This window comes from Sinomonas terricola (assembly GCF_034931225.1).
Lineage (GTDB): Bacteria > Actinomycetota > Actinomycetes > Actinomycetales > Micrococcaceae > Sinomonas > Sinomonas terricola.
Genome location: NZ_JAYGGQ010000002.1, coordinates 223,807 through 246,668, shown reverse-complemented (window position 1 = coordinate 246,668; position 22,862 = coordinate 223,807). Strand labels below are relative to the sequence as shown.

General features: G+C 68.5%; 18 protein-coding genes and 1 pseudogene. 14 read left to right on the top strand and 5 right to left on the bottom strand.

The genetic code is table 11. The features are described 5' to 3' along the window. Positions 1-3: 3 nt before the first annotated feature. The 4 genes from gcvT (at position 4) to SPF06_RS05730 (ending at position 4,459) form a co-directional block, all read left to right on the top strand. Entirely contained in the window at positions 4-1,167 is a 1,164-nt protein-coding gene (gene gcvT, locus SPF06_RS05745; RefSeq protein WP_323278003.1) for a glycine cleavage system aminomethyltransferase GcvT, read from the top strand. A 57-nt stretch (positions 1,168-1,224) separates the two neighbouring features. Beyond that, entirely contained in the window at positions 1,225-1,605 is a 381-nt protein-coding gene (gcvH, locus tag SPF06_RS05740; protein ID WP_323278002.1) for a glycine cleavage system protein GcvH, read from the top strand. Continuing rightward, positions 1,602-2,921, top strand: a complete 1,320-nt coding sequence (gene glyA, locus SPF06_RS05735) for a serine hydroxymethyltransferase (RefSeq protein ID WP_323278001.1) — start codon at positions 1,602-1,604, stop codon at positions 2,919-2,921. The genes gcvH and glyA overlap by 4 nt, the downstream gene beginning before the upstream one ends. Positions 2,922-3,061: 140 nt before the next feature. Next, the gene (locus tag SPF06_RS05730) at positions 3,062-4,459 is read left to right on the top strand and encodes an L-serine ammonia-lyase (protein WP_323278000.1); all 1,398 of its coding nucleotides are present in this window, start codon (positions 3,062-3,064) and stop codon (positions 4,457-4,459) included. A gap of 47 nt (positions 4,460-4,506) precedes the next feature. On the opposite strand, the gene SPF06_RS05725 is transcribed toward SPF06_RS05730, so the two are convergent. After that, the gene (locus SPF06_RS05725) at positions 4,507-5,514 is read right to left on the bottom strand and encodes a LacI family DNA-binding transcriptional regulator (protein WP_323277999.1); all 1,008 of its coding nucleotides are present in this window, start codon (positions 5,512-5,514) and stop codon (positions 4,507-4,509) included. 216 nt (positions 5,515-5,730) lie between these two features. On the opposite strand from SPF06_RS05725, the gene SPF06_RS05720 reads away from it, so the two are divergent. The 9 genes and pseudogenes from SPF06_RS05720 to SPF06_RS05685 all read left to right on the top strand — a co-directional run bounded on the left by SPF06_RS05720 (position 5,731) and on the right by SPF06_RS05685 (position 15,843). Beyond that, positions 5,731-7,020 (top strand): ABC transporter substrate-binding protein, encoded by a 1,290-nt coding sequence (locus SPF06_RS05720; protein WP_323277998.1) that lies wholly within the window; start codon positions 5,731-5,733, stop codon positions 7,018-7,020. 11 nt (positions 7,021-7,031) lie between these two features. Then, positions 7,032-8,057: a carbohydrate ABC transporter permease gene (locus SPF06_RS05715; RefSeq protein WP_428985709.1), complete on the top strand. Its 1,026-nt coding sequence runs from the start codon at positions 7,032-7,034 to the stop codon at positions 8,055-8,057. Continuing rightward, the gene (locus SPF06_RS05710; RefSeq protein ID WP_323277997.1) at positions 8,054-8,935 is read left to right on the top strand and encodes a carbohydrate ABC transporter permease; all 882 of its coding nucleotides are present in this window, start codon (positions 8,054-8,056) and stop codon (positions 8,933-8,935) included. Before SPF06_RS05715 ends, SPF06_RS05710 begins: the two co-directional genes overlap by 4 nt. 22 nt (positions 8,936-8,957) lie before the next feature. Next, the gene (locus SPF06_RS05705; RefSeq protein WP_323277996.1) at positions 8,958-11,276 is read left to right on the top strand and encodes a beta-xylosidase/alpha-l-arabinosidase; all 2,319 of its coding nucleotides are present in this window, start codon (positions 8,958-8,960) and stop codon (positions 11,274-11,276) included. Positions 11,277-11,287: 11 nt separating this feature from the next. Then, positions 11,288-12,250 (top strand): acetylxylan esterase, encoded by a 963-nt coding sequence (locus SPF06_RS05700; protein ID WP_323277995.1) that lies wholly within the window; start codon positions 11,288-11,290, stop codon positions 12,248-12,250. A 36-nt stretch (positions 12,251-12,286) separates the two neighbouring features. Beyond that, positions 12,287-12,514: pseudogene (locus SPF06_RS22095) on the top strand (alpha-L-arabinofuranosidase); the annotation flags it as partial. Further along, positions 12,488-13,009 carry an alpha-L-arabinofuranosidase C-terminal domain-containing protein gene (locus tag SPF06_RS05695; RefSeq protein ID WP_428985715.1) on the top strand — a complete coding sequence of 174 codons (522 nt, stop codon included), beginning with the start codon at positions 12,488-12,490 and terminating at the stop codon, positions 13,007-13,009. The pseudogene SPF06_RS22095 and the gene SPF06_RS05695, both read left to right, overlap by 27 nt. An 88-nt stretch (positions 13,010-13,097) precedes the next feature. Further along, on the top strand, positions 13,098-14,177 hold the full coding sequence (locus tag SPF06_RS05690; RefSeq protein WP_323277993.1) for a lipid II:glycine glycyltransferase FemX: 1,080 nt from the start codon (positions 13,098-13,100) through the stop codon (positions 14,175-14,177). 31 nt (positions 14,178-14,208) lie between these two features. After that, positions 14,209-15,843, top strand: coding sequence for a threonine/serine exporter family protein (locus SPF06_RS05685; RefSeq protein WP_323277992.1), 1,635 nt, complete (start codon positions 14,209-14,211; stop codon positions 15,841-15,843). Positions 15,844-15,925: 82 nt separating this feature from the next. On the opposite strand, the gene SPF06_RS05680 is transcribed toward SPF06_RS05685, so the two are convergent. The 4 genes from SPF06_RS05680 to SPF06_RS05665 form a co-directional block, all read right to left on the bottom strand. Continuing rightward, positions 15,926-17,620 carry a phytoene desaturase family protein gene (locus SPF06_RS05680; protein ID WP_323277991.1) on the bottom strand — a complete coding sequence of 565 codons (1,695 nt, stop codon included), beginning with the start codon at positions 17,618-17,620 and terminating at the stop codon, positions 15,926-15,928. Continuing rightward, complete coding sequence (locus SPF06_RS05675; RefSeq protein WP_323277990.1) at positions 17,617-19,389, bottom strand: flavin reductase; 1,773 nt, start codon at positions 19,387-19,389, stop codon at positions 17,617-17,619. The genes SPF06_RS05680 and SPF06_RS05675 overlap by 4 nt, the downstream gene beginning before the upstream one ends. 17 nt (positions 19,390-19,406) lie before the next feature. Continuing rightward, positions 19,407-20,654, bottom strand: a complete 1,248-nt coding sequence (locus SPF06_RS05670; protein ID WP_323277989.1) for a styrene monooxygenase/indole monooxygenase family protein — start codon at positions 20,652-20,654, stop codon at positions 19,407-19,409. Positions 20,655-20,825: 171 nt separating this feature from the next. Continuing rightward, positions 20,826-21,641, bottom strand: coding sequence for an SDR family oxidoreductase (locus SPF06_RS05665; protein ID WP_323277988.1), 816 nt, complete (start codon positions 21,639-21,641; stop codon positions 20,826-20,828). Positions 21,642-21,810: 169 nt separating this feature from the next. On the opposite strand from SPF06_RS05665, the gene SPF06_RS05660 reads away from it, so the two are divergent. Then, complete coding sequence (locus SPF06_RS05660) at positions 21,811-22,857, top strand: AraC family transcriptional regulator (RefSeq protein WP_323277987.1); 1,047 nt, start codon at positions 21,811-21,813, stop codon at positions 22,855-22,857. The last annotated feature ends 5 nt before the right edge of the window (positions 22,858-22,862 follow it).

Sequence of the window (22,862 nt, the reverse complement as noted above, 5' to 3'; positions counted from 1 at the left end):
CCGATGACTGCAGAAACTCAGGTCACCGAGAAGCGCACCGCGCTCTACGACCAGCACGCCGCGCTCGGCGCGAGCTTTACCGATTTCGGCGGCTGGCAGATGCCGCTCAAGTACGGCTCGGAGCTCGCCGAGCACCGCGCCGTCCGCGAGACGGCGGGCCTCTTCGACCTCTCGCATATGGGCGAGGTCTGGGTCACGGGCCCGAACGCGGGTGCGTTCCTCGACTACGCGCTCGTCGGCAAGCTCTCCGCAGTCGCCGTCGGCAAGGCCAAGTACTCGCTCATCTGCGCCGAGGACGGCGGCATCATCGACGACCTCATCGTCTACCGCGTTGCGGAGGACGAGTACCTCGTGGTCCCCAACGCGGGCAACGCGCCCATCGTCGCGGCCGAGTTCGAGGCGCGGCTCGCGGCGTTCGGCGCGGTTTCCAACGCCGGAGGCGTGACCCTGCGCGACGCGAGCGCCGAGACCTCCCTCATCGCGGTCCAGGGCCCGAACGCGCAGAGCATCGTGCTCGCGCTCGTGCCCGCCGAGCAGGCCGAGGCCGTCACGGAGCTCAAGTACTACGCGGCCGTCGGCGTTGAAGCAGCCGGCATCCCGGTCCTTCTGGCACGCACGGGCTACACGGGCGAGGACGGCTTCGAGCTCTTCGTCCCGAACGAGCGCGCCGCCGAGCTGTGGGCCGCGATCCGCGGCGCGGGGGAGGGGCACGAACTCGTCCCGTGCGGCCTCGCTTCGCGCGATTCCCTCCGCCTCGAGGCCGGCATGCCGCTCTACGGCAACGAGCTCTCACGCGAGGTCACGCCGTTCGAGGCTGGCTTCGGTGGCGTCGTCGCCCTCACGAGCAAGGAGGGCGACTTCGTGGGCCGCGCTGCCCTGCAGGCGAAGAAGGACGACGGCGCTGGCACCACGAGCGGCAAGCGCCTCGTGGGCCTTCGTGGCCTCGGGCGACGGGCCGGTCGCTCGCATTACCCGGTCCTCAAGGACGGCCAGCAGGTCGGCGAGGTGACCTCGGGCCAGCCGAGCCCGACGCTCGGCTACCCGGTCGCGCTCGCGTACGTCGCCGTCGAACATTCTGCGGTGGGCACGAAGCTCGATGTCGACCTCCGAGGCAAGGCCGAGCCGTTCGAGGTTGTCGCACTGCCGTTCTACAAGCGCCAGAAGTAGTCCCCAACCCGAGCCTGTTGCGGCGATGCTGCCGCACGACTGAGAGGAACCCAACCCATGAGCAAGGTCCAGACAGGCCTCCGCTACTCGGAGGAACACGAGTGGCTCGACATTGCGCAGAACCCCGCGAAGGTCGGCGTCTCCGCCGTCGCCGCTGATGCGCTCGGCGACGTCGTCTACCTCGACCTGCCCGAGGCGGGCACCGAGCTGACTGCGGGCGCGACGTGCGGCGAGATCGAGTCGACGAAGAGCGTCTCCGACCTCTATTCCCCGGTGACCGGCACGGTCGTCGAGGTCAACCAGGAGGCCATCGACAACCCTGCCCTCGTCAACGAGGATCCGTACGGGGCCGGATGGCTCTTCACGGTCGAAGTCTCCTCCGAGGGTCCGCTGCTCTCGGCCGAGGAGTACGCATCGAAGAACGGGGGCGAGCTGTGAACGCCCGGGCCTCACTCGAATTCGAGCAGATCAAGTCTTCCTCCCTCGACGCCGACATTGCCGAGCTCGATCCCGAGATCGCCGCGAGCATCGACGCCGAGCTGGCCCGCCAGCGCGGGGGCCTCGAGATGATCGCGTCGGAGAACCACACGGCGTACGCGGTGATGCAGGCGCAGGGCTCGGTGCTGACGAACAAGTATGCCGAGGGGTACCCGGGCAAGCGGTACTACGGCGGCTGCGAGAACGTGGACGTGATCGAGCAGCTGGCGATCGACCGGGTGAAGGCACTCTTCGGCGCCGAGTTCGCCAACGTCCAGCCGCACTCGGGCGCCCAAGCGAACGCCTCCGTGATGCACGCGCTGATCAAGCCGGGCGATACGATCATGGGCCTGAACCTCGCCCACGGCGGCCACCTCACGCACGGGATGAAGATCAACTTCTCGGGCAAGCTCTACAACGTCATCCCGTACCAGGTCCGGGAGGACGACCACCGGATCGACATGGCCGACGTCGAGCGTCTGGCCAAGGAGCACAAGCCGCAGCTCATCGTCGCGGGCTGGTCCGCGTACGCCCGTCAGCTCGACTTCGCGGAGTTCCGTCGGATCGCCGACGAGGTCGGTGCGTACCTCATGGTGGATATGGCGCACTTCGCGGGCCTTGTCGCCGCGGGCCTGCACCCGAGCCCGGTCCCGCACGCCCACGTCACGACGTCGACGACGCACAAGACCCTCGCGGGCCCGCGCGGCGGCATCATCCTGACCAACGACGCCGACACCGCGAAGAAGATCAACTCCGCCGTGTTCCCGGGCCAGCAGGGCGGCCCGCTCGAGCACGTCATCGCGGGCAAGGCCATCGCGTTCAAGATCGCGGCCTCCCCCGAATTCCGCGAGCGCATGGAACGCGTGCTCGCGGGCGCGAAGATCATCGCCGAGCGGCTCACGGCCGAGGACGTCAAGGCGAGGGGCATCGGCGTCGTCTCCGGCGGCACGGATGTTCACCTCGTCCTCGTGGACCTGCGCCACGCCGACCTCGACGGCCAGCAGGCCGAGGACCGGCTCGCCGCCATCGACATCACGGTCAACCGCAACGCCGTCCCGTTCGACCCGCGCCCGCCCATGGTCACCTCGGGCCTGCGCATCGGCACGCCGGCCCTCGCGACGCGCGGCTTCGGCGAGGCCGCGTTCCGCGAGGTCGCGGACATCATCGCGGAGGCCCTCATCGCGGGTCCTGACGAGGACCTCGCCCCGCTCAAGGCCCGCGTCGACGCCCTCGCCGCGGCCCACCCGCTCTACCCGGGCGTGGCGAACCTCGCCTGACGGGGTGGGAGGTGGCCACCTCTCGCCGGACGGGTGGCCACCTCTCGCCGGACGGGTGGCCACCTCTCGCCGGACGGGTGGCCACCTCTCGCCTGACCCTTGGGCGCGCATCGATAATTGACTAGGGAAGGAATCCCGAGATGGCCGTCGGCGTCTTCGAACTGTTCTCTGTGGGCATCGGCCCGTCGAGCTCCCACACCGTGGGACCCATGCGGGCCGGCGCGGTGTTCGCGCGCGAGCTCCGCGACCGGGGCCTCCTCGACTCCGTCGCGGAGCTGCGTGTGGACCTCTATGGTTCGCTCGCCGCGACGGGCCGCGGCCACGGGACGTTCACGGCCGTGCTCCTCGGCCTTGAGGGCTTCGAGCCCGAGGAGATCCTTCCCGAGCAGGTCGAGGAGCGGCTGACTTCGATCGCCGAGACGGGCCGCCTCAATCTCGCGGGCGGGCGCGAGCTCGAGTACGGCGTCGACGACATGATCCTGCACCCGCTCACCGTGCTGCCCCGGCACACGAACGGCCTGCGCTTCGAGGTGGCGGACGACGCCGGCGCGCCACTTCACCAGGCGACCTTCTTCTCCGTGGGCGGCGGCTTCATTGTGCGCGAGGGCGAGGAGGCGGCGGCCCAGAAGGAGCTCGACGAGTCGAAGAAGGAGCTGCCGTTCCCGTTCCGCACCGCTGCGGAGCTGCTGGGCCGGTGCGCCTCGAAGGGCCTCTCGATCAGCGACATCATGCTCATCAACGAGAAGGCATCGCGCAGCGAGGAGGAGATCCGCGAGGGGCTCCTGCACATCTGGCGCGTCATGGAGGCGTGCGTCGAATCCAGCCTCAAGCGGGAGGGGCTCCTGCCCGGCGGGCTCAAGGTCCGCCGTCGTGCGCCCGACTGGCACGAGCGCCTCCTCAAGGAGGACAAGGACCGCGACCCGAAGTATTGGCAGGAGTGGGTCAACCTCATCGCCTTGGCGGTCAACGAAGAGAACGCGTCGGGCGGCCGGGTCGTCACGGCGCCCACGAACGGCGCGGCCGGGATCATCCCCGCCGTCCTCTACTACGCGCTCAACTACGCGCCCGGCATGGAGAACGCGACTCAGGCGGACAAGGACGACGTCGTCGTCCGCTTTCTGCTTGCGGCGGGCGCCGTCGGAGTCCTCTACAAGGAGCAGGCCTCGATCTCCGGCGCCGAGGTGGGCTGCCAGGGGGAGGTGGGATCGGCGTCGTCCATGGCGGCCGCGGGCCTCGCCGAGGTCATGGGCGGCACCCCCGGCCAAGTCGAGAACGCGGCCGAGATCGCGATGGAGCACAACCTCGGCCTCACGTGCGATCCGATCGGCGGCCTCGTCCAAGTCCCCTGCATCGAGCGCAACGCGATCGCCGCGGCGAAGGCCATCAACGCCGCGAAGATGGCGCTGTGGGGCGACGGCACACACCGGGTCTCGCTCGACGAGGTCATCGTGACGATGCGCGAGACCGGCCGCGACATGAGCAGCAAGTACAAGGAGACGGCGATGGGCGGCCTCGCCGTCAACGTCGTGGAGTGCTGAGGACCACAGCCAGCCCCCGAGCCTGAGGCTCGATCGACGCCCCGCCGTCAGGCGAGAACCGCCGGTGGCGCGGTCGTGGCGCGAGGAATGAGCCTCGTCGGCATGGTGAGATGGGTCGCCTCGGGAGTCTCGCCGTTCATGAGCGCGACGACGAGATCGGCCGCGGCGGCGCCGATGTGGCCCATGGGCTGGCGCACCGTCGTCAGGGGCAAGGAATATTGCGAGGCCTCGGGGACATCGTCGAATCCCACGACAGAAAGGTCGCGCGGCACGTCGAGCCCGATTTCCCGCGCCACCTCGATGACGACGATGGCCGAGAGATCGTTGGCTGCAAAGATGGCGGTTGGTCGGTTGGCCATTCCCAGGAGGCGGTGCGCGGCGTCTCGGGCACGGTCCGGCTCATAATTGCCGACGACGATGAGCGACGGGTCGAAAGGAAGTCCGGCCTCGCTGAGCGCATGCCGATATCCTGCCTCTCTCGCAGCAGCCGAGCGGAGATCGGGACGGCCGGTGACGAAGCCGATCCGCCGGTGGCCCAGGCCGATGAGGAAGCTGGTTGCGTTTCGCGCGCCACCAAGGTTGTCCGATTCGACAGTCGGGAGATCTACACGGCCCGTGTGGGGATCAACGGCCACGATGGGGACATCCGCGTAGACGTTGACAACGGTCGGCGTCACCATGATCGCACCGTCGATGAGGGTGCCGCTCAGTCTGCTGAGCGAACGGCGCTCCCAGCCTTCCGCAGAGACCTGATGTGAGCCGCTGTAGGCGAGGAGGTCATAGCGGGAGCGGCTCAATGCGGCGCCGACGCCCTTGAGGATCTCCGCGCTGAAAGGTTCGAAGGCAGCGACCAGCACCCCGATGACGCCTGTCTTGCGGGAACGCATGCTGCTGGCCACCAGGCTGGACTCATAGCCGAGGGATCGTGCGGCTTCGAGTATGCGTTCTGTCGTCTCAACCGCCACTCCGTACCGGCCGTTGACCGCCTTGGACACGGTTGAGACCGATACGCCGGCTGCTTCGGCCACATCGTGGATGGTGGGACGTCCCGTCATGGTGCTGAGCCTACGTCATGGAAACCGTTTTCGAAAACGTTTGACGAGCTGCCGTCCGCTTGGGAGGCTCAGGTCATCCGGAGTGATTCGGATCACTTTGGGACGGGAATCGAGCGCAAGGACGGAACATTTGTCCGACCTTGCGCGGGGACTCGTTCCCGCCTCCTAGCGCGCCTCTATCGGCGCCGCTCAACGAAGAGAACAGGTTGGAATCAGATGAAAGCCAAGAAGCTCCTGGCAGGGGCAGCCGTTCTGGTCTTGGGCTCGCTGGGCGTGAGTGCCTGCAGCGGTCCATCCGGCAATTCCTCCTCCGACGGCAAGGTGACGATGTCCCTTTGGGAGAATTCCACGACGGGTCCGGGCGTGGAATTCTGGAAGACGGCGGTCGCCGACTACGAAAAGGCGCATCCGAACGTCACCATCAATATCCAGGCGATTCAGAACGAGGACCTGGACGGGAAGCTTCAGACTGCCCTCAACTCGGGCAACGCCCCGGACATCTTCCTGCAGCGCGGCGGCGGCAAGATGTCCGCCATGGTAGAGGCGGGGCAGCTGATGGACCTCACGGACCAGGTGAGCTCCGACACGAAGAAGGTGGTCTCCGCCGGGTCGTTCAAGGCGGAAACCTATCAGGACAAGGTCTGGGCGATGCCGCTCGCGGTGCTTCCGGGCGGACTGTTCTACAGCCAGGATCTCCTCAACGCGGCCAAGATCACCCAGGCTCCGGCCACGATCAGCGACCTGGAATCCGATGTCGAGAAGCTGAAGGCCACGGGAGTCGCCCCGGTCGCGCTCGGCGCGAAGGACGCCTGGCCGGCAGCGCACTGGTTCTACTGGTTCGCGCTGCGCGAGTGCGATGCAGCGACGATGCAGAAGTCGGCGGATTCGAAGGACTTCTCCGACCCGTGCTGGCTCAAGGCGGCTCAGGACGTGCAGAGCTTCGCAGCCACCAAGCCGTTCAATGACGGCTTCCTGACCACCTCTGCGCAGCAGGGGGCCGGCAGCTCCGCCGGCTTGGTCGCCAACCACAAGGCCGCCATGGAGCTCATGGGAGCCTGGGATCCGGGTGTGATCGCCTCGCTCACTCCGGACCAGAAGCCGCTTCCGGATCTCTCCTGGTACCCGTTCCCGGGGGTTTCCAGCGGGAAGGGCGACCCGGCAGCGATCATGGGCGGTGTCGACGGCTATTCGTGCTCGGTGAAGGCACCGAAGGAATGCGCCGACTTCCTCAACTTCGTCGCGTCCACCCCGGAGCAGGTTGCCTACTACAAGGCGTACAACGCCCCGCCCGTGAACACCGAGGCGCAGAAGTCCGTCACCGAACCGTACTTGAAGGAGATCCTCAAGGCCTACAACGCGGCTCCGTACGTCTCGCAGTGGCTCGACACCATTCTCGGCCAGAACGTCGGAAACGCACTGAACGTCGCCGTCGTCGACATGCTGGCCGGCAAGGGCGACCCGCAGAAGCTCATCCAGACGGCGAACGACGCCGCCAAGAAGGGCTAAGAGGAAAAGCAGTGAGCAACACCCGCGAGACACTCCCGGTCGCCCACCTCTCGGCAGCGGATCTCGCGCGCCGCGTTGGGAGCGGCACTGCCGTGTCGCTCCCAACGCGGCTGCGCCGCCGGCGCCGCGGAATCGGCTGGTCCGCGCGGCTGGAGATCGCGATCCTGGCGGGGCCGGCGGTCGTCGTCTTCCTCGCCTTCGTGATCTTCCCCGTCGTGATGGCCGCCTACTACGGCTTCTTCCGCTGGGCCGGGTACGGCCCGCCCACCAACTTCGTGGGCCTGAAGAACTACCTCGTCATCCTGCAGGACCCGGCTTTTCTGCAGGCCCTGGGGCACAACGCCGTCATTGTCGTGATGTCCCTCGTGCTGCAGGGACCGGCAGCCATCCTGCTGGCGCTGCTGCTGAACCGCAGGATGCGCGGGCAGTCGGTCATCCGCGTGCTGATCTTCGTGCCGTACGTCATCTCCGAGGTCGTCGTCGGCACCGGCTGGAGCCTCATGCTCCAGAGCAGCGGCGCCCTCAACGGCCTGCTGAAAAACGTCGGTCTCGGCTGGCTGGCCCACGACTGGCTGGCGGATCCGGGCGTCGCGATCTGGACCCTCATGGGCATCCTCACGTGGAAGTACATCGGCTTCGCGGTCATCCTGTTCCTCGCCGGCCTGCAGGGCATTCCGGACGAGCTCTACGAGGCTGCCGCGCTCGACGGCGCGTCCTACTGGCAGATCCAGCGACGCATTACGCTCCCGCTGCTCGGGCCGACGCTGCGCATCTGGGCGTTCCTCTCGATCATCGGAGCGCTTCAGCTCTTCGACCTCGTCTACATCATCTGGGGCCAGTACGTCGCCTCGACCGCCGGCACCTCCACCATGGCGACCTACATGGTGACGAACGGCCGAAACGCCGGCAACTTCGGCTATGGCAACGCCGTCGCCGTCGTGATCTTCATGATCTCCCTCGTGGTCGCCCTCGTATACCAGCGCTTCGTGCTGCGCCGCGACACCGCGGGCGCGCTGACAGAAAGGAAGGCGCGATGACTGCGCTCACCGCCGCTCGTGCGCAGCGCCGGGACGGTCGGGTCCGGACCGATCGGACCAGGCTGCCCTGGGGCTCCCCGGTCGTGTACTTCGTGGCGCTCCTCGTCATCGCGGTGATGCTCGCTCCGATCGCATACATCATCTTCGGCGGATTCCGCACCAACTCGCAGATCACGACCGATCCGGCCGGCCTTCCGAGTCCCTGGAACGCCGGCAACTACCTCGCAGTAGTCACCGGCGGTGTCTTCTGGCGCCAAGTGCTCAACTCGGCGATCGTCGGCTTGGTGACGACCGTCGGTGCTGTCGGCTTGGGCCTCATGGCGAGCTACATCCTCGCTCGGTATCAGTTCCGCGGGCGCGGTCTGCTCTACTCGCTCTTCGCCGCAGGCCTCATGTTCCCCATCACCGTCGCCATCACGCCGCTGTACATTGTGGTGCGCAACCTCGGCCTGATGAACTCGCTCGCCGGCGTGATCGTGCCTCAGATCGCGTTCGCGCTGCCGACGACGATCATCATCCTGGTGCCGTTCCTGCGCGCCATCCCGGACGACATCCAGGAGGCCGCCTTCATCGACGGCTGCAGCCGCCTCGGCTTCTTCTTCCGCATGGTGCTGCGGCTCTCGCTCCCCGGCGTGATCACGACCGGCATCCTGGCCTTCATCGGCAGCTGGAACAGCTATCTTCTGCCGCTCTTCATCCTGAACAACGAGTCCACGTTCACGCTGCCGCTCGGGGTGCAGGCCTTCTCGTCGCAATACTCCACGGACACAGCGCAAGTACTCGCGTTCACGTCCCTGTCCATGATCCCCGCCCTGGTGTTCTTCAGCCTGTTCGAACGCCGGATCGTCGGAGGACTCACCGGCGCCGTCAAGGGCTGACGGCATGCCCAAGGAAAGAAGCATGAGCACCCCTGAGAATATCCCCGCCGTCCCTGCCATCTCGGAACGGGTCCGCCTTCTGCATGCCCAGATGACCCTCGAAGAGAAGCTGGCCCAATTGGTCGGCCACTGGGTAGACAAGGGCGAGGACAACGTTGCCCCGCTCGACGGTGAGTTCGTAGCGACCACCAGCTACGCCGAAGCGACCGCAGAGGGCATCGGCCACCTGACGAGGGTGTACGGGACGCGCCCGGTCGATCCGCTCGAGCGGGCGCAGTGGCTGTGGTCGGAGCAGCGCCGGCTGCGTGAGCAGACCCGGCTCGGCATCCCGGCCCTCGTTCACGAGGAGTGCCTGACCGGGCTGGCGGCGTGGAAAGCGGCCACGTTCCCCACCCCGCTCGCTTGGGGTGCCGCGTTCGACCCGGAGCTGGTCGAGGAGATGGGCGCCGCGATCGGCGCGTCCATGCGGGAGCTCGGCATCCATCAGGGTCTCGCACCGGTGCTCGATGTGATCCGCGATCCGCGCTGGGGCCGCGTGGACGAATGCATCGCCGAAGATCCGTACGTTGTCGGCACGATCGGCACGGCTTATGTGCGGGGCCTCCAGTCGGCCGGCGTGCACGCCACGCTCAAGCACTTCGTCGGGTACTCGGCATCGCAGGCTGGCCGCAATCATGCCCCGGTGCACGCCGGAACGCGTGAGATTCGCGACGTCCTGCTCCCGCCATTCGAGATGGCGGTGCGCGACGGGGGCGTCCGCTCTGTGATGAACTCCTATGCGGAGATCGACGGTGTGCCTGTCGCGGCGAACCCGAGATACCTCACCGGCATCCTGCGCGACGAATGGGGCTTCGACGGCACCGTTGTGTCCGACTATTTCTCGGTTGCCTTCTTGCACAGCATGCACCGCGTCGCAGCCGACCGCGGCGAGGCCGCCGAGCTGGCTCTGCGCGCTGGCATGGACGTCGAGCTCCCGACTGGAGATGCCTTCCTCGCCCCGCTCGCCGAACGCATCCGCGCCGGCCTGACTGACGAGGGGATGGTGGACCGCGCCGTGCTGCGTGTGCTGGCGCAAAAGGAGGAGCTGGGCCTGCTCGACGAGACGTTCGACGCGCCGCCTGCCAAGATCGACCTCGACACCCCGCGGCACCGCGAGCTGGCGCTGCGCCTGGCCGGGGAATCGCTCGTGTTGCTGACCAACGAGGGCGTCCTGCCACTTGGCGGGACTTCAAGCCGTATCGCCGTGGTGGGCCCGAACGCAGACTCCGTCGAGGCACTCATGGGCTGCTACTCATTTGCCAACCACGTGCTGGCGAACCACCCGGACGTGCCACTCGGTTTCAAGATCACGTCCGTGCTGGAGGCGATAGGGAAGGAGTTCGACGGGGCCGCGTTGACGACGGGTCGCGGATGCGACGTGGAGGGCGATGACCGCTCCGGGATCCCGCAGGCAGCCGCCATCGCGGCGGACGCGGACGTCGCCGTCGTCGTCGTCGGCGACCGTGCCGGGTTGTTCGGCCGGGGCACGGTGGGAGAGGGCAACGACGTCGAGAGCCTGGAACTGCCTGGCGTCCAGCGGGAGCTCGTGGAGGCCGTGGTCAAGACAGGAACGCCAACCATCATGGTGGTCCTTTCGGGCCGCCCCTACGCGATCGGCTGGGCCGTCGACGGCCCAGGCGCTCCAGCCGCCGTACTGCAGGCCTTCTTCCCGGGCGAGGAAGGAGGACAGGCTATCGCCGCGGTGCTCTCGGGACGCGAGGCCCCGTCCGGACATCTTCCGGTGTCGCTGCCGCGGTCCGCAGGGTCGCAGCCGTTCTCGTACCTGCACCCGCTGCTCGGGGGCCCGTCCGACGTCACCAGCGCCGACAGCACCCCCGTCCTGCCTTTCGGCCACGGCCTCGGTTACACGACCTTCGAGCGTACCGGCCTGGAGGTGGCGGGAGAGGTAGGCGCTGGCGAGGGCTTTACCGCCGCCGTGACAGTCCGGAACACGGGCGAGCGCGCAGGCACCGACGTTGTGCAGCTCTACGCCCGCGATGTCTACGCCTCTGTCACCCGTCCGGTCGCGCAATTGCTTGCCTACGCCCGAGTGCCACTGGAGCCCGGCGAGACGGCGTTGGTGACCTTCGACGTACCGACGACGCGGTTGGCCTTCACAGGTCGTCGCGGTGAGCGCGTCGTCGAGCCCGGCGAGATCGAGCTCTGGGTCGGCCCGTCGTGCATCGAGCGCGAAACCACAGCGACCCTCACGATCACGGGCCCGGAACATGCCGTGACCTCTGGCGACCGACGCGTTGCCCGGTCTACGGTAGCCGTTCCGGCGCCGTCCCCGGCCGCATAGGAAGGGCTTCGATGTACAACGACCTGCCCGAGGAGGAGCTTCGGGTCTACCAGAGCGCACAGACGTGCCCGGACGATTTCGACTCGTTCTGGGAGCAGACCCTTGAGGAATCCCGCCAAGCCGGCGGAGAGACCACGATGGAACTGGTGCCGGACGATCTGGAAACGCTCGATGTCTACGACGTCACGTTCCCAGGCTTCGGGGGTGACCCCATCAAGGCCTGGCTGCGGACCCCCAAGAACCCTCGCGGCCCCCTGCCCACCGTCGTCCAGTACGTCGGCTATGGCGGAGGTCGAGGACGCCCTTGGGAAAACCTCTTCTGGGCCTCCTCTGGATTCGCCCATTTCCAGATGGACACAAGAGGCCAAGGATCCGGATGGTCCGTCGGGGACACCCCTGACAACGTGGGCGCATCAGGCCCTCAAGTGCCAGGGGTGATGACCAAGGGAATTACGAGCAAGGAAGCCTACTACTATCGCCGTCTCATGACCGACGGCGTCCGAGCAGTCGACGCGGCGCGGACTCTCCCGCTGGTCGACCCCGCTCGCGTTGCCGTCACTGGCGGGAGCCAGGGAGGAGCGATCGCGCTCGCGGTCGGTGCGCTCGTCCGCGATCTCTCGGCTGTCGCCGTCACCGTCCCGTTCCTCTGTGACTTCCCCCGCGCAACTGTGGTCACCGACGCCTACCCGTTCCGGGAGATACCGGACTACCTCTCGACCCACCGCCATCAGGCGGACATCGTCCACGAGACCCTCACCTACTTCGACGGCGTCAACTTCGCCGCGCGATCGAGGCACCCTGCGCACTTCTCGGTCGCACTCATGGACGTGATCACCCCGCCTTCCACTGTCTTCGCGGCCTTCAACGCCTATGCCGGCGAGAAGGAGATCACGGTCTGGCCGTACAACGGCCATGAGGCAGGCGGCCCCGACGACGACCTTCTGATCCGGCAGTTCCTCTCCCAGAGGTTCTGACGTGCTCCCCACTGCACACGACCCGATTGGAAACACATGCCATCCCCCACCTCCGCCCGTGCGGTGGTCGATCCGCGCCGCGCGCTTGCTCCTGTGCCGCGCCGTCTGTTCGGCTCCTTCGTCGAACATCTCGGGCGCTGCGTCTATACGGGCATCTACGAGCCCGAGCATCCGACCGCGGACGAGCAGGGCTTCCGGAAGGATGTCTTGGAACTCGTCCGGGAGCTGGGGGTGACGGTGGTCGGCTACCCGGGCGGCAACTTCCGCTACTACGAGGAGAAGGAGGGGGACGTTGCGAGCTTCCCCGCGTCGGGAGCTGACCTCGACCATTTCGTCGAGGCGGTCATCGCGACCGCGGACCACGTCGCCGCGACTCGCCACAGCAGCAAGAAGATCTGCCTCTCGGTCGACGAATGGAATGTCTGGTACGAGTCGCGCAAGGAATCGGCCGTGCCGACTGGAGACGACTGGCCGGTTGGACCGCGGCTGCTCGAAGACCAGTACAACGTCGCCGACGCGGTCGTGAACCGGACGCACGGCACGACGATCGACGTCGAAATCGACCTTGGCGCCTTCGACAACGTACACGTGCGGAACGTCATCGTCCTCACCGACGACGACCCGTACCGCCGCAACAGCGCTGAGGAACCGGACGCCGTCGTGCCTCGCCACGGGCTTGCCAAGGAAGAGGGAAGCCTCGTCCACCTGACGCTCCCGCCCGTGTCCTGGACCGTCGTCGAACTAGGGCAAGAGCAATAGGCCTTCTCGGGGCTGCAGCCCGAGAGCTGTGAACCGCCTACTAGACTGGCCTAGGCCCCCGAGACCTGACCGAAGGGATGCAGCCCTCTTGAGCAGCTTCACCGCCCGCTTCGCTACCCCGGAAGAGATCGAGCACTGGGACGATCACGTCACCGCGAACCCGAATGGCGGGAATCTGCTCCAATCCGCGGCGTTCGCCGCCGTCAAACGGAATTTCGGCTGGGACATCCGCTACCTCGTGCTGGAAGCGGACGGGACGAGCAGCTACAACCTTGTGCTCGAGAAGTCGTTCCCTCTCCTCGGCCGCCTCTGGTACCTCATCAAGGGCCCCGACGTCGCCGCGGTCGAGGACATCCCGGCCGCGCTTGACGCCGTCAAGGAGTTCGTGGCCCGCGAGAAGCTCCGCGTGTTCGCCGTCAAGATCGAGCCGGACATCGTGGACTCAGAGGAAGCGCGCGCCGTCCTGACCGGTGCCGGGCTCGTCAAGACGTTCAACCTCCAGCCGAACGATTCGACCGCTCTCCTCGACATCAGCCCCGAGCCGAACCAGCTCCTGCGCAACCTCCATTCGCGCGGGCGCAACGCCGTACGGCGCGCGCAGCGCGAGGGAGTCGAGGTCGAGGAGGCCGAGCCCACGCTCGAGAACTACCGCACGATGCACTCCCTCATGACCGGCACGCTCAACACCAAGAGCCGCAACGGCGCGCAGGTGCGCAGCTTCGACTACTACCGGCAGTTCTGGACCGAGTTCACGTCCCGCGGCCAGGGGCGCCTCTACTTCGTCTACGAGAATGGGCGGCCCTCCGTGGGCGCGTTCGTGATCAACTACGGCCGCAAGGGCACCTACAAGGACGGCGGCTCGCTCCAGAAGCGCTCGCAGTACGGCGATTCGCACCTCGTGCAGTGGACCGCGATCCGGGATATGAAGGCCCTCGGCTGCACCGAGTACGACTTCTGCGGCACCCCGCCCGCCGACCAGCTCAAGGACGCGTCCCACCCCTTCCACGGCCTGGGCCTCTTCAAGACCTCCTTCTCGAAGACCGTGACCGATTTCGTGGGCGTGTGGGACTTCATCATCGACGCCCCGCGCTACACGGCGTGGACCACGGCGGGGGAGCGGGTCGCGCGCCAGCTGTACACGCGGCGCACAGGCCAGCAGTTCTACTGACGAGCGTGCGGCGAGCACAGGGAGACTGGCGATGAGCGAGCCGGGATCCGGCAACGGCCCCGAGCACGGCGAGCGGACGACGGCGGGTGGCGGCACGCCGTCGTCCGTCCCGTCGTCGCACCTCCCGCCGTCTGCGGGCCCCGACGAGCCCCGCGCGCTCGGCGGGCCCGACACCCAGCCGACCGTCCCGCTCCCGGCCGAGGCGGTCCGCGCGGCCGGCGTCGGAGTCGCGGGCGGACCCGTCACGCCAGCGCAGGCGCGCGCGAACGCGGCCGCGGTGCGCATCCTGCGCCGGCTCGTCACGAGCGAGAACCCGCCGACGGCGCCGCTCTCGATCGTCGACCGGCTCGCCGGGAGCCCCTACGCGAACCCCACGATCCAGGTGGGCAGCGTCGACGAGTCCGACCGCCGGATCCTCGACTTTGCGCTCCTTCTCGCCGAGACGATGTTCCGCTACGGTGCGGGCGCCCTCGAGGTCGAGGCCTCGATGATCGCGGTGACGGCGGCGCTCGGCCTCAAGCACATCGAGGTGGACATCACGAACCAGTCCGTCGCGATCAATCACGCGCCGCGCGACCAGACGCCCATTACGCTCATGCGCGTCGTGCGCTCGTGGACGAGCAACTATGCGGGACTCGTTCTCGTGCACCAGCTCGTGAGCGAGATCGCTGCGGGCGGGGTGGGGCGGGACGAGGCCATGCGGCGCCTCCAAGGCATCACGAAGCGGGCCAAGCCGTTCCCGAAGTGGGCGGTCACGACGTCGTACTCGCTTTTCGCGGCCTGTTTCGTGGGCGTGCTGGGCGGCGGGCTCATGGCATCGCTCATCGCGTTCCTGAGCAACTTCGCGGTGTCCCTCGAGTGGCGGGTCCTCGGGCGCTGGCGCGTGCCGGACTTCTTCTCGACCCTCGCAGGTGCCTTCCTCGTGACGCTCAGCGCGCTGCTCGTCTACTGGGCGTCGGTGCCGATTGCGCCCGCGATCGTGGTTGTCGGCGGAATCCTCCCGCTCCTGCCGACGCAGCGACTCGTCTCGGCGACCCAAGACGCGATCAACGGCTTCCCCGTCACCGCGGCCGGTCGATACCTCTCGGCGTTCCTCACGTTCGCGGCGCTCGTCGCGGGCATCGCCGTCGCCTTCCTCGTCGGCGAGCTCCTCGGCGTCGCGCGGATCGACGTGACGCAGACCTACCCGCCCGCGTATCCGTACTGGGTCCAGGTGCTGCTCATCGGCGTCTCGGTCGCCGCGATCGCCGTGACCGAGCAGACGGCGCGCCGGCTCGTGCTGCCGACGGCGCTCGTCGGCGTAGCGGGGTATCTCGCCCTCACGGGCGTCCAGCAGCTCGGCGTCGGCGACAGGATCGCACCGGCCGCGAGCGCCGTCGTCATCGGCTTCCTCTCGCGCATCGTCGCGCTGCGCCTGGGGGCGCCCCAGCTCGTCGTCGCGGTGCCGGCGGCGCTCATCCTCCTGCCGGGCCTCACGATCTTCCGGTCGATGTACGTCGCGACGCTCGACGCCGCGCAGATCACCCAGGGCGCGGGCGGCATGCTCACGGCCATGGCGATCATCCTCGGCGCCGCGGCCGGGATCGTGCTCGGGGACAATCTCGGGCGGCCGTTCACGCGCGCGGGTGCGTCGATCGAGCGGCGGCGCCGCACCGTGCGCCGCTGACGCGTGGCCATCTCTCGCCGACGCGTGGCCATCTCTCGCCGACGCGTGGCCATCTCTCGCCGACGCGTGGCCACGGGTCGGGCTATGAGGCCCGGAGTCCTTCGTCCTCTCCCCAGTTCGCACCCCACGCCGCGGGGTGGGCCCCTGCGGCGGCGGGAACCCGGCGGCGGGCCGGGAGGCGCCGTCGTCCGTCCGCCAGGATCTGCTCAGTCACAAGATAGCCCGAACCGGCGCCGAGTCCGGGGCCGGGGTGGCTTGCAGCCCCGATGAGCCACAGGCCCTCGGGCCCGGCGCGGCGCCCTGCCCGGGCGGGGAAAGGCCGCCAGAGGAGATTCTGGTACAGCTCGGCTGAGCCGCCGTACGGATCGCCGTCGACGGCGTTGCGGTTCGCCGCGAGCAGATCGACGGGCGAGATGACCTTCATTCCAAGGATCGACGAGCGCAGCCCCGGCGCGAAGTCCTCGACCCGATCGAGTACCCGCTGGGCGTACGCGTGGGCGAGCTCCTCGGTCCATCCGCGGCTCACGTCCAGCTCCCCGGCCGCGTCGCCGCGGGGCCTGAACGGAAGCTCCTGGAGCTGAAGCCAGAGCGTCGCCTTGCCTTCAGGCGCCCGGGACGGGTCCAGGAGGCATTGCTGGCCGACGACGACGGTCGGCGAGGCGGGCAGGAGGCCCGCCTCCGCCTGGGCGCACGCGATGCCTGTGCGGCCCGAGCCGTTCGAGAGGTGCACGAGGGGCACGGAGGAGAGCCGCGCGTCGCGCCAGGCGGGCGTGGCGTCGAGGGCCACGTGGATCTGCATCGCCGCCCGACCCGGCCGGTGAGCCGCGGCCTGATCTCGCACCGCGGCCGGCACGGCGTCGGCGGGAAGGAGGGACGTGTAGAGGGCTTGGGGCGAGGTCGAGGCGAGGACGCCCCGACGAGCCTCGAACCTCCCATGGGCGGTCACGACGGCGACGGCCCGGCCCGCGGCCACCTCGATCCGCTCCACAGGACACCCCAACTCCACGCGAACGCCGCGCTCGGCGAGAAGTCCCGCGAACGCGCCGACGAACCGGCCCGCCCCGCCCTCCACGACCGGCAGCCCGAAGCTGTGCATCGTCAGGGCCATGAGAGGCAGCATGGCGCCGCCGGTCGCATGGTCGGGACCGAGGCCGGCATGCAGGAGCCAAGGCGTCCAGAGCTGATCGGTCTCCCAGCCGGTGAATCGCTGGCCGGTGAAGTTGCGCCCGCTCATGAGGCTGTCGCGCGCGAACTGCTCGGCGGCCCCGAGACCGGGTCGGAGCGCCGAGAGCAGGAGCTTGAACGCCTTCGCGGACCGGAGCTCGGAGCCGAGCGCGCCGAAGATCGTCTCGGAGCGCTCGCCGAGCTCCTCGAGCATCCGCGTATACGCAGCCCGGTCAGCCGGCTCTCGGAAGGCCGCCGTCGTCTGGTGGGGGTCCCGGCAGGCGATCACCGCACGCTCTTCCCCCTCGGGGGAATAGTCGATGCTGGCGGTGACCGCGTCGAGGCCTGCGTCCTCCGTGTTGCGGTAGGCGAGCCCGTGCCGATGCAGGTCCGCGCCGAGGTCCGCGTAGGCGGCACCGGCCACGAACAGGGGGTGCCAGGACGAGAAGGTGTCGTGGACGAAGCCCGGCGCGGTGAGCTCGCCCGAGTCCACGAAGCCGCCCAGCCGGTCCCGCGCCTCGAGCAGGGTGACGGAGTGCCCCGCCCCGGCCAAGCGTGCCGCCGCGACCAGCCCGTTGATCCCGGCACCGATGACGACGTAGTCGGCGGTCATTTCGCGAATTCCGGATGCCGCACGGTCGCGTGGTAGCTTCCGGCGTGGAAGACGAGCGGCTCGCCGCCGTTGTTGGCGTATTCCTCGACCTGGCCGATGTAGACGACGTGGTCGCCCGCGTCGTGGCGGGCCACGGTGCGGCACTGGAAGGTCGCGACGGCGCCGTCGATGAGCGGCACTCCCGAGACGCCGTCCGCACACCGGACGCCCGCGAACTTGTCGTCCGCCGGGGTCGCGAACTGGCGCGAGAGGACGTGCTGGTCGGAGGCGAGGATGTTGATGGCGAAGTGCGTCGAGGCCTCGAAGTCGGCCAGGCTCGGCGCCCGCTTGCTCGGGCACCACAGGACGAGGGGCGGTTCCATGGAGACCGAGGTGAAGGAGTTCGCCGTCATCCCGACGCGCGAGCCGTCCGCCGAGCGGGTCGTGACCACGGTGACGCCTGTGGCGAACTGCCCGAGGGCCGTGCGCAGGTCGCGGACGTCGAAGCCATTGCGCTCCTGATGCGAGGCCCAGTCGAGCATGCCGCGCGCCTCGTCCTCGTCCTGCCACCACGGGAAGACCGTTCGGGGATCGTCGAAGCCGTTCGCGATGGACGACGCGAGGATCGGGTGGTCCTGGGCGGCCGCGAGCAGGTCGAGCTGGAATCCGCGGAGCGGGCGGAGCAGGGATGTCGTCCAGCTGGTGGACCACTGCGCCCAGCCGCGCCAGAATTCGTCGAACGTCTCCCGCATCCAGGCCTCGTCGAACGGCAGGTCGCCGCGTCGTCGGATGGAATCTGCGGTGTAGTGCGCGGCGAGCGTCGCGTTGTTCGATCCCTGCCCCGTGAGCGGGTCGTTGAGGACGACGGCGTCCGCGAGTCCCAGCACCGCCGCACCGTTGGGGAGGATGCCGACCGCCTCGCGGACCGTGGGGGTCAGCCGGCCGCGGAGGACGGCACCTTCGTCGGTGAGCTCGGCGTCGGCGAAGGCCTCGGCCTCGTGCGGGAAATGCTCTTTGAGAAGTCGCTTCGTCACGGCGAGATGCTCTTCGGGCGTCTGCACCGCGTCCCAGACGTCCATCGGTCCGCCCGGCACGCCCTCGAACACCATCATCTGGCACGGCCCCGAGACCGTCAGGCCCGGGAAGGTGAAGAATTCACCGATCCCGGGGACGAGGGACATGCGCAAGGCGCCCTGAGCTGGGGTGACCTCCGCCCGGGAGTCCGTGCCGCCGTCGTCCGTACTGCCCTCGCCAGAGCCGCGCCGCACGTAGGCGACGGCGGTGACCCGCTGGGGCCTGTCGAAGCTCGAGCGCTTGCGGTTCCGGGCGAAGATCTGCCCCAGTTCGCCCTTCCCCGTGCAGACGAGGACGAGGTCGCTGCGGGTCGCGTAGTCCTCGAGCATCCGGACCGAGACCTTCTCGATCCGGAAGTCCCCGCCGCGGGCCACGAAGTCTTCGATCCATTGGGCGCACTTGACGCGCTGGTCGATCGAGAGGGCGGGCCGGTCGAGCGGCGCGGTCCACGCGATCGGGTCGCGCCCCGAGGCGCCGGCCACGCTGAGTTCCAGTGCTCCGATGCCGACGGCGGCGCGCTGGGCCGCATCGACTCGCACCTCGCGCTGGACGTCGAGGGCGCCAGAGAAGACGCATTGGCTCGAGGTGATGGAACCGGTGCGGATCTGCTCGGCCGAGCGATCGGAGATGAGGGTCACGGCGTAGCCGAGCTCCTGGAGCGCGAGGGCTGTCTGGGCGCCGGCCTCGCCGGCTCCAACGATGGTGATGCTGCGCATTGTCTTTGCTTTCTCGTTCACGCTTGCGGCAGGGCGGCACCCTGAAGGCTGTCGAGATACCGCGCCGCGGAATCCGGATCCATGAACCACTCGAAGAAGTCCGGCGGGAAGTCGAATCCGTTGACGAAGCGGCCGGCAATTTCCGGGACGACGCCCGCGGCCCCGAGGAGATTGAGGACATGCTCGGGCGGAGGCGCGAGCAGCGCATTCGTCCAGCCCGCGACGAATTGGGCGTAATCCCAATAGCGTTCGAACACGGATTGCTGGAATTCGCGGGTATAGGGGAGGTCGCCGTGGGCGACGATGGAATTCAGGTACGACGCCGCGCACTTCGAGGCGTTATTAGAGCCCTGCCCCGTGATCGGGTCATTGAGGACGACGACGTCGGCCATCCCCAGCACCGTCCGACCCGAGGGGAGCGTGGCGAGCGGGCGGCGGATGGTCGGGGCGAAGCGTCCCTGGAGGATGCCGAGGTCGTCGGTCAGGCGGACGTCCGAGCTGCGCTCTGCCTCCCACGGGAGGTAGGTCTTGAGGATCTCGAGGGAGTTCGCCAGGTGCTGCTCCGGTGTGAGGCTCTGCCACGAGTCCATCGGTCCGCCGGGGATGCCCTCGAACACCATGATGTCGCACGGCCCCGAGACAGTGAGCGCGGGGAAGGTGAAGTATTCGCCGACTGCCGGGATGAGATTGAAGGCGACGGCGGAGTACTCGTCCCGCGGGCGCATGCCGTGCACATAAGTGAGGGCGAGGGCGCGCTGGGGCGCGTCGTACGTGCTGCGTTCGGCGTCGCGCTCGAAGAGCCGCGCGATCTCGCCCTTTCCGGCCGCGACGAGAACGAGCTCGCTCTCCTGGGTGTAGCGTTCGAGCTCCTCGACGCCCGCGTCCTCGAACACGAGCTCCCCGCCGCGCTGGACGAAGGCCTCCATGAAGGCGGGGAACTTCACGCGCTGGTCAATCGACTGGGCAGGCCGGTCGAGGCGATGGGCCCAGTCGATGGCCTTCACCCCGGGCGCTTCCGCCGGGGCCACGGTGAAGCCGATGCCGTCGACGGTGGGGGCGTCCGGCCAGAGGTCGAGGCCGAGCTTGGCCTCGTGGGCGAGGGCCTGCCCGAACATGCATTGGCTCGAGGAGACGCGCCCGCCGGCAATCTCCTCGGGGGTGCGATTGCTGACGATCCGGACGGTGTAGCCAGCGTCGAGCAGGCCGACGCCCAGCTGGAGGCCGGACTGACCGGCGCCGACGATGGTGATGGAGCGTTGTGCCATGGGGAATCCTCGTGGTCGATGGGTCGGGGTGTGGGGCTCGTGGAGTCTAGCGGGCGCCGTATCAGCGGCTTGGGGACTTTTGCGATTCTTGCGCGGCGGCAGCTGCGGCGGCTTCGCGCTCGCGGTAATCCGCCCAATGCTGGTGTGCGAGACGACGGGACATCACGGAACTCACCTCCCGTCCGCTGGGACGGCCTGCGCCGCATCTTTCACGAGGAGGGGGATCGCGGGTTCGTTGCGCTCCGGGCCCAGGGCCGAGTACCCGCCGTCGGCCGCCCAATCGGCACCGGTGACGACGGACGCGGCGTCCGAGGCCAGGAAGGCGACGACGGCGCCGACCTCGCTCGGGCGGCCGACCCGCCCGAGCAGGTGGAACGGGGCCGCGACCGAGTCGACGTGGGCGGCGTCGCCACGGCTGAGGGTGTCCATGACCTTGGACCACGTCCAGCCGGGGCTGACCGAGTTGACCCGGATGCCGTCGGAGGCGAAGTCGGCGGCCATGCTCCGCGTGAGCTGCACGAGAGCGGCCTTGCTCGCGGGGTAGAGCCAGCGGCCGGTCTGGGCCACGGAACTCGAGATGGACGTGAAGTTGACGATCGAGCCGTGGCCCGATTCCGTGAGGAGTTCTCGCACCGCCCGGGCGACCATGACGGCGCTCACAACGTTGACGTTGAGCGAGCTCAGCCAGTCCGCCCGGTCAGAGTGCGCGCCGTCGTCGAGATACGAGCACGCAAGGTTCACGAGGACATCGAGGCGACCGTAGTCCTGCCTGAGGGTTTCAGCGAGCGCCGCCAGGGCGCCGTCGTCCGTGATGTCGGTGAGGCGGAATTCCACCGAGGGGTGGAGCGCAGCCTCGCCGCCGCCTTGCGCGTCGATGTCGGCAATCACGACCCTCGCCCCCTCCTCGACGAGAGCGTCGACGACGCCCCGACCGACGAGGGTCGAGCCGCCCGTGACGAGGGCTACGCGGCCTTCCAGAGTTCCCATCTCAACCTTCCTGACATGTGACCTGTGCCATACTTGGCCTAATCACGACGCTACGTGCGCGCTGTCAGACGCTCTATCCGAACCGCGCAGCGGGTGTCCGATTCGCGCAGAGCGGCCCATCTGCGCAGGTGGCTGCACGTGCAAGTGGCAGGAGGCTTGGAGGCCCTTCATGCTTTCCCCCACGCTCCGGTTGCCCCGTCCCGACCAAGTGCTCGACCGGCGATCGACCCTCTCTACGGTCGACGCCGACGAGGCGCAGAAGACGATCGAGGATCTCTTCTGCGCCCATCGCCTCACGCCGCTCGACCCCGGCGGGCGCGTGGATCTCACGCTCCGCTCCGCGACGACGGCTAGCGTTGGCGTCCACCTGCTCGACTACGGGGCCGACGTGCGCATCAGCCCGCGCGCCCTTGAGAACTTCTTCCTCGTGCAGATGCCGCTTCAGGGCAGGGCGACGATGGACTGCGGGAACGAAACCATCAAATCCGACGCGCGCCTCGCGACCCTTCCGCCGATTGACCGCGACTTCTCCATGGTGTGGGAGGCGGGAACGCCGCAGCTGATCCTGTACGCGTCACTTCCGGCCATGGAGGAGGCCGCGCGGCGGCTCTTCGGCGCCGAGCTGGCAGCGGGACTGCGGCTGGGCCACTCGCTGGACCTCAAGAGCCCGTCTGGACAGGCTCTCCTCCGGGCCGCGTTCGAGTTGCACGACGCCCTCAACAGTGCCGATTCCGCGGCCGCGCCCTACGCGCTGAAACTCCTCGAAGAAGCCGTGCTGCAACGCTGGCTGCTCGCAGTCCCAAACAATGTCTCACTCGCCCTGGGCCAATGGGACGGCGGGCAGGCGACGACGGCTGCCGGTTCGGGCACGAACACAGCGTCGAGCGCGGCGACGGCGCGGCTCGTCAAGCGCTTCACCGAGCTTCTCGAACGCCATTCGGCCGAGGACGTCATGGTGTCCGAACTCGCCGAGGCCCTCGGGGTGCCGCTCCGGACGCTGCAGGCGGCCGTCTCGGCCGAGACCGGATCCACGCCGATGGCGCTCCTGCGGACGTCACGGCTTCTGCGTGCTCGCAGGATGCTGCAGGAATGCGAGCCGAACGAGCAGAGCGTCACGATGATTGCGCAGGACTGCGGATTCGCGCATTTGGGTCGCTTCGCGCAGGCCTATTACGCGGCCTTCGGCGAATTGCCGTCGGCGACGCTGCGGAGCTAGAGGCG

Excerpts from the sequence above, each read along its gene's own strand:
- SPF06_RS05720 (WP_323277998.1), top strand. The coding sequence starts at position 5,731 with ATGAAAGCCAAGAAGCTCCTGGCAGGGGCAGCCGTTCTGGTCTTGGGC.
- SPF06_RS05705 (WP_323277996.1), top strand. The coding sequence starts at position 8,958 with ATGAGCACCCCTGAGAATATCCCCGCCGTCCCTGCCATCTCGGAACGG.
- gcvT (WP_323278003.1), top strand. The coding sequence starts at position 4 with ATGACTGCAGAAACTCAGGTCACCGAGAAGCGCACCGCGCTCTACGAC.
- SPF06_RS05675 (WP_323277990.1), bottom strand. The coding sequence starts at position 19,389 with ATGCGCAGCATCACCATCGTTGGAGCCGGCGAGGCCGGCGCCCAGACA.
- SPF06_RS05710 (WP_323277997.1), top strand. The coding sequence starts at position 8,054 with ATGACTGCGCTCACCGCCGCTCGTGCGCAGCGCCGGGACGGTCGGGTC.
- SPF06_RS05730 (WP_323278000.1), top strand. The coding sequence starts at position 3,062 with ATGGCCGTCGGCGTCTTCGAACTGTTCTCTGTGGGCATCGGCCCGTCG.
- SPF06_RS05725 (WP_323277999.1), bottom strand. The coding sequence starts at position 5,514 with ATGACGGGACGTCCCACCATCCACGATGTGGCCGAAGCAGCCGGCGTA.
- SPF06_RS05670 (WP_323277989.1), bottom strand. The coding sequence starts at position 20,654 with ATGGCACAACGCTCCATCACCATCGTCGGCGCCGGTCAGTCCGGCCTC.
- SPF06_RS05665 (WP_323277988.1), bottom strand. The coding sequence starts at position 21,641 with ATGGGAACTCTGGAAGGCCGCGTAGCCCTCGTCACGGGCGGCTCGACC.
- SPF06_RS05700 (WP_323277995.1), top strand. The coding sequence starts at position 11,288 with ATGTACAACGACCTGCCCGAGGAGGAGCTTCGGGTCTACCAGAGCGCA.
- SPF06_RS05660 (WP_323277987.1), top strand. The coding sequence starts at position 21,811 with ATGCTTTCCCCCACGCTCCGGTTGCCCCGTCCCGACCAAGTGCTCGAC.
- SPF06_RS05680 (WP_323277991.1), bottom strand. The coding sequence starts at position 17,620 with ATGACCGCCGACTACGTCGTCATCGGTGCCGGGATCAACGGGCTGGTC.
- SPF06_RS05685 (WP_323277992.1), top strand. The coding sequence starts at position 14,209 with ATGAGCGAGCCGGGATCCGGCAACGGCCCCGAGCACGGCGAGCGGACG.
- gcvH (WP_323278002.1), top strand. The coding sequence starts at position 1,225 with ATGAGCAAGGTCCAGACAGGCCTCCGCTACTCGGAGGAACACGAGTGG.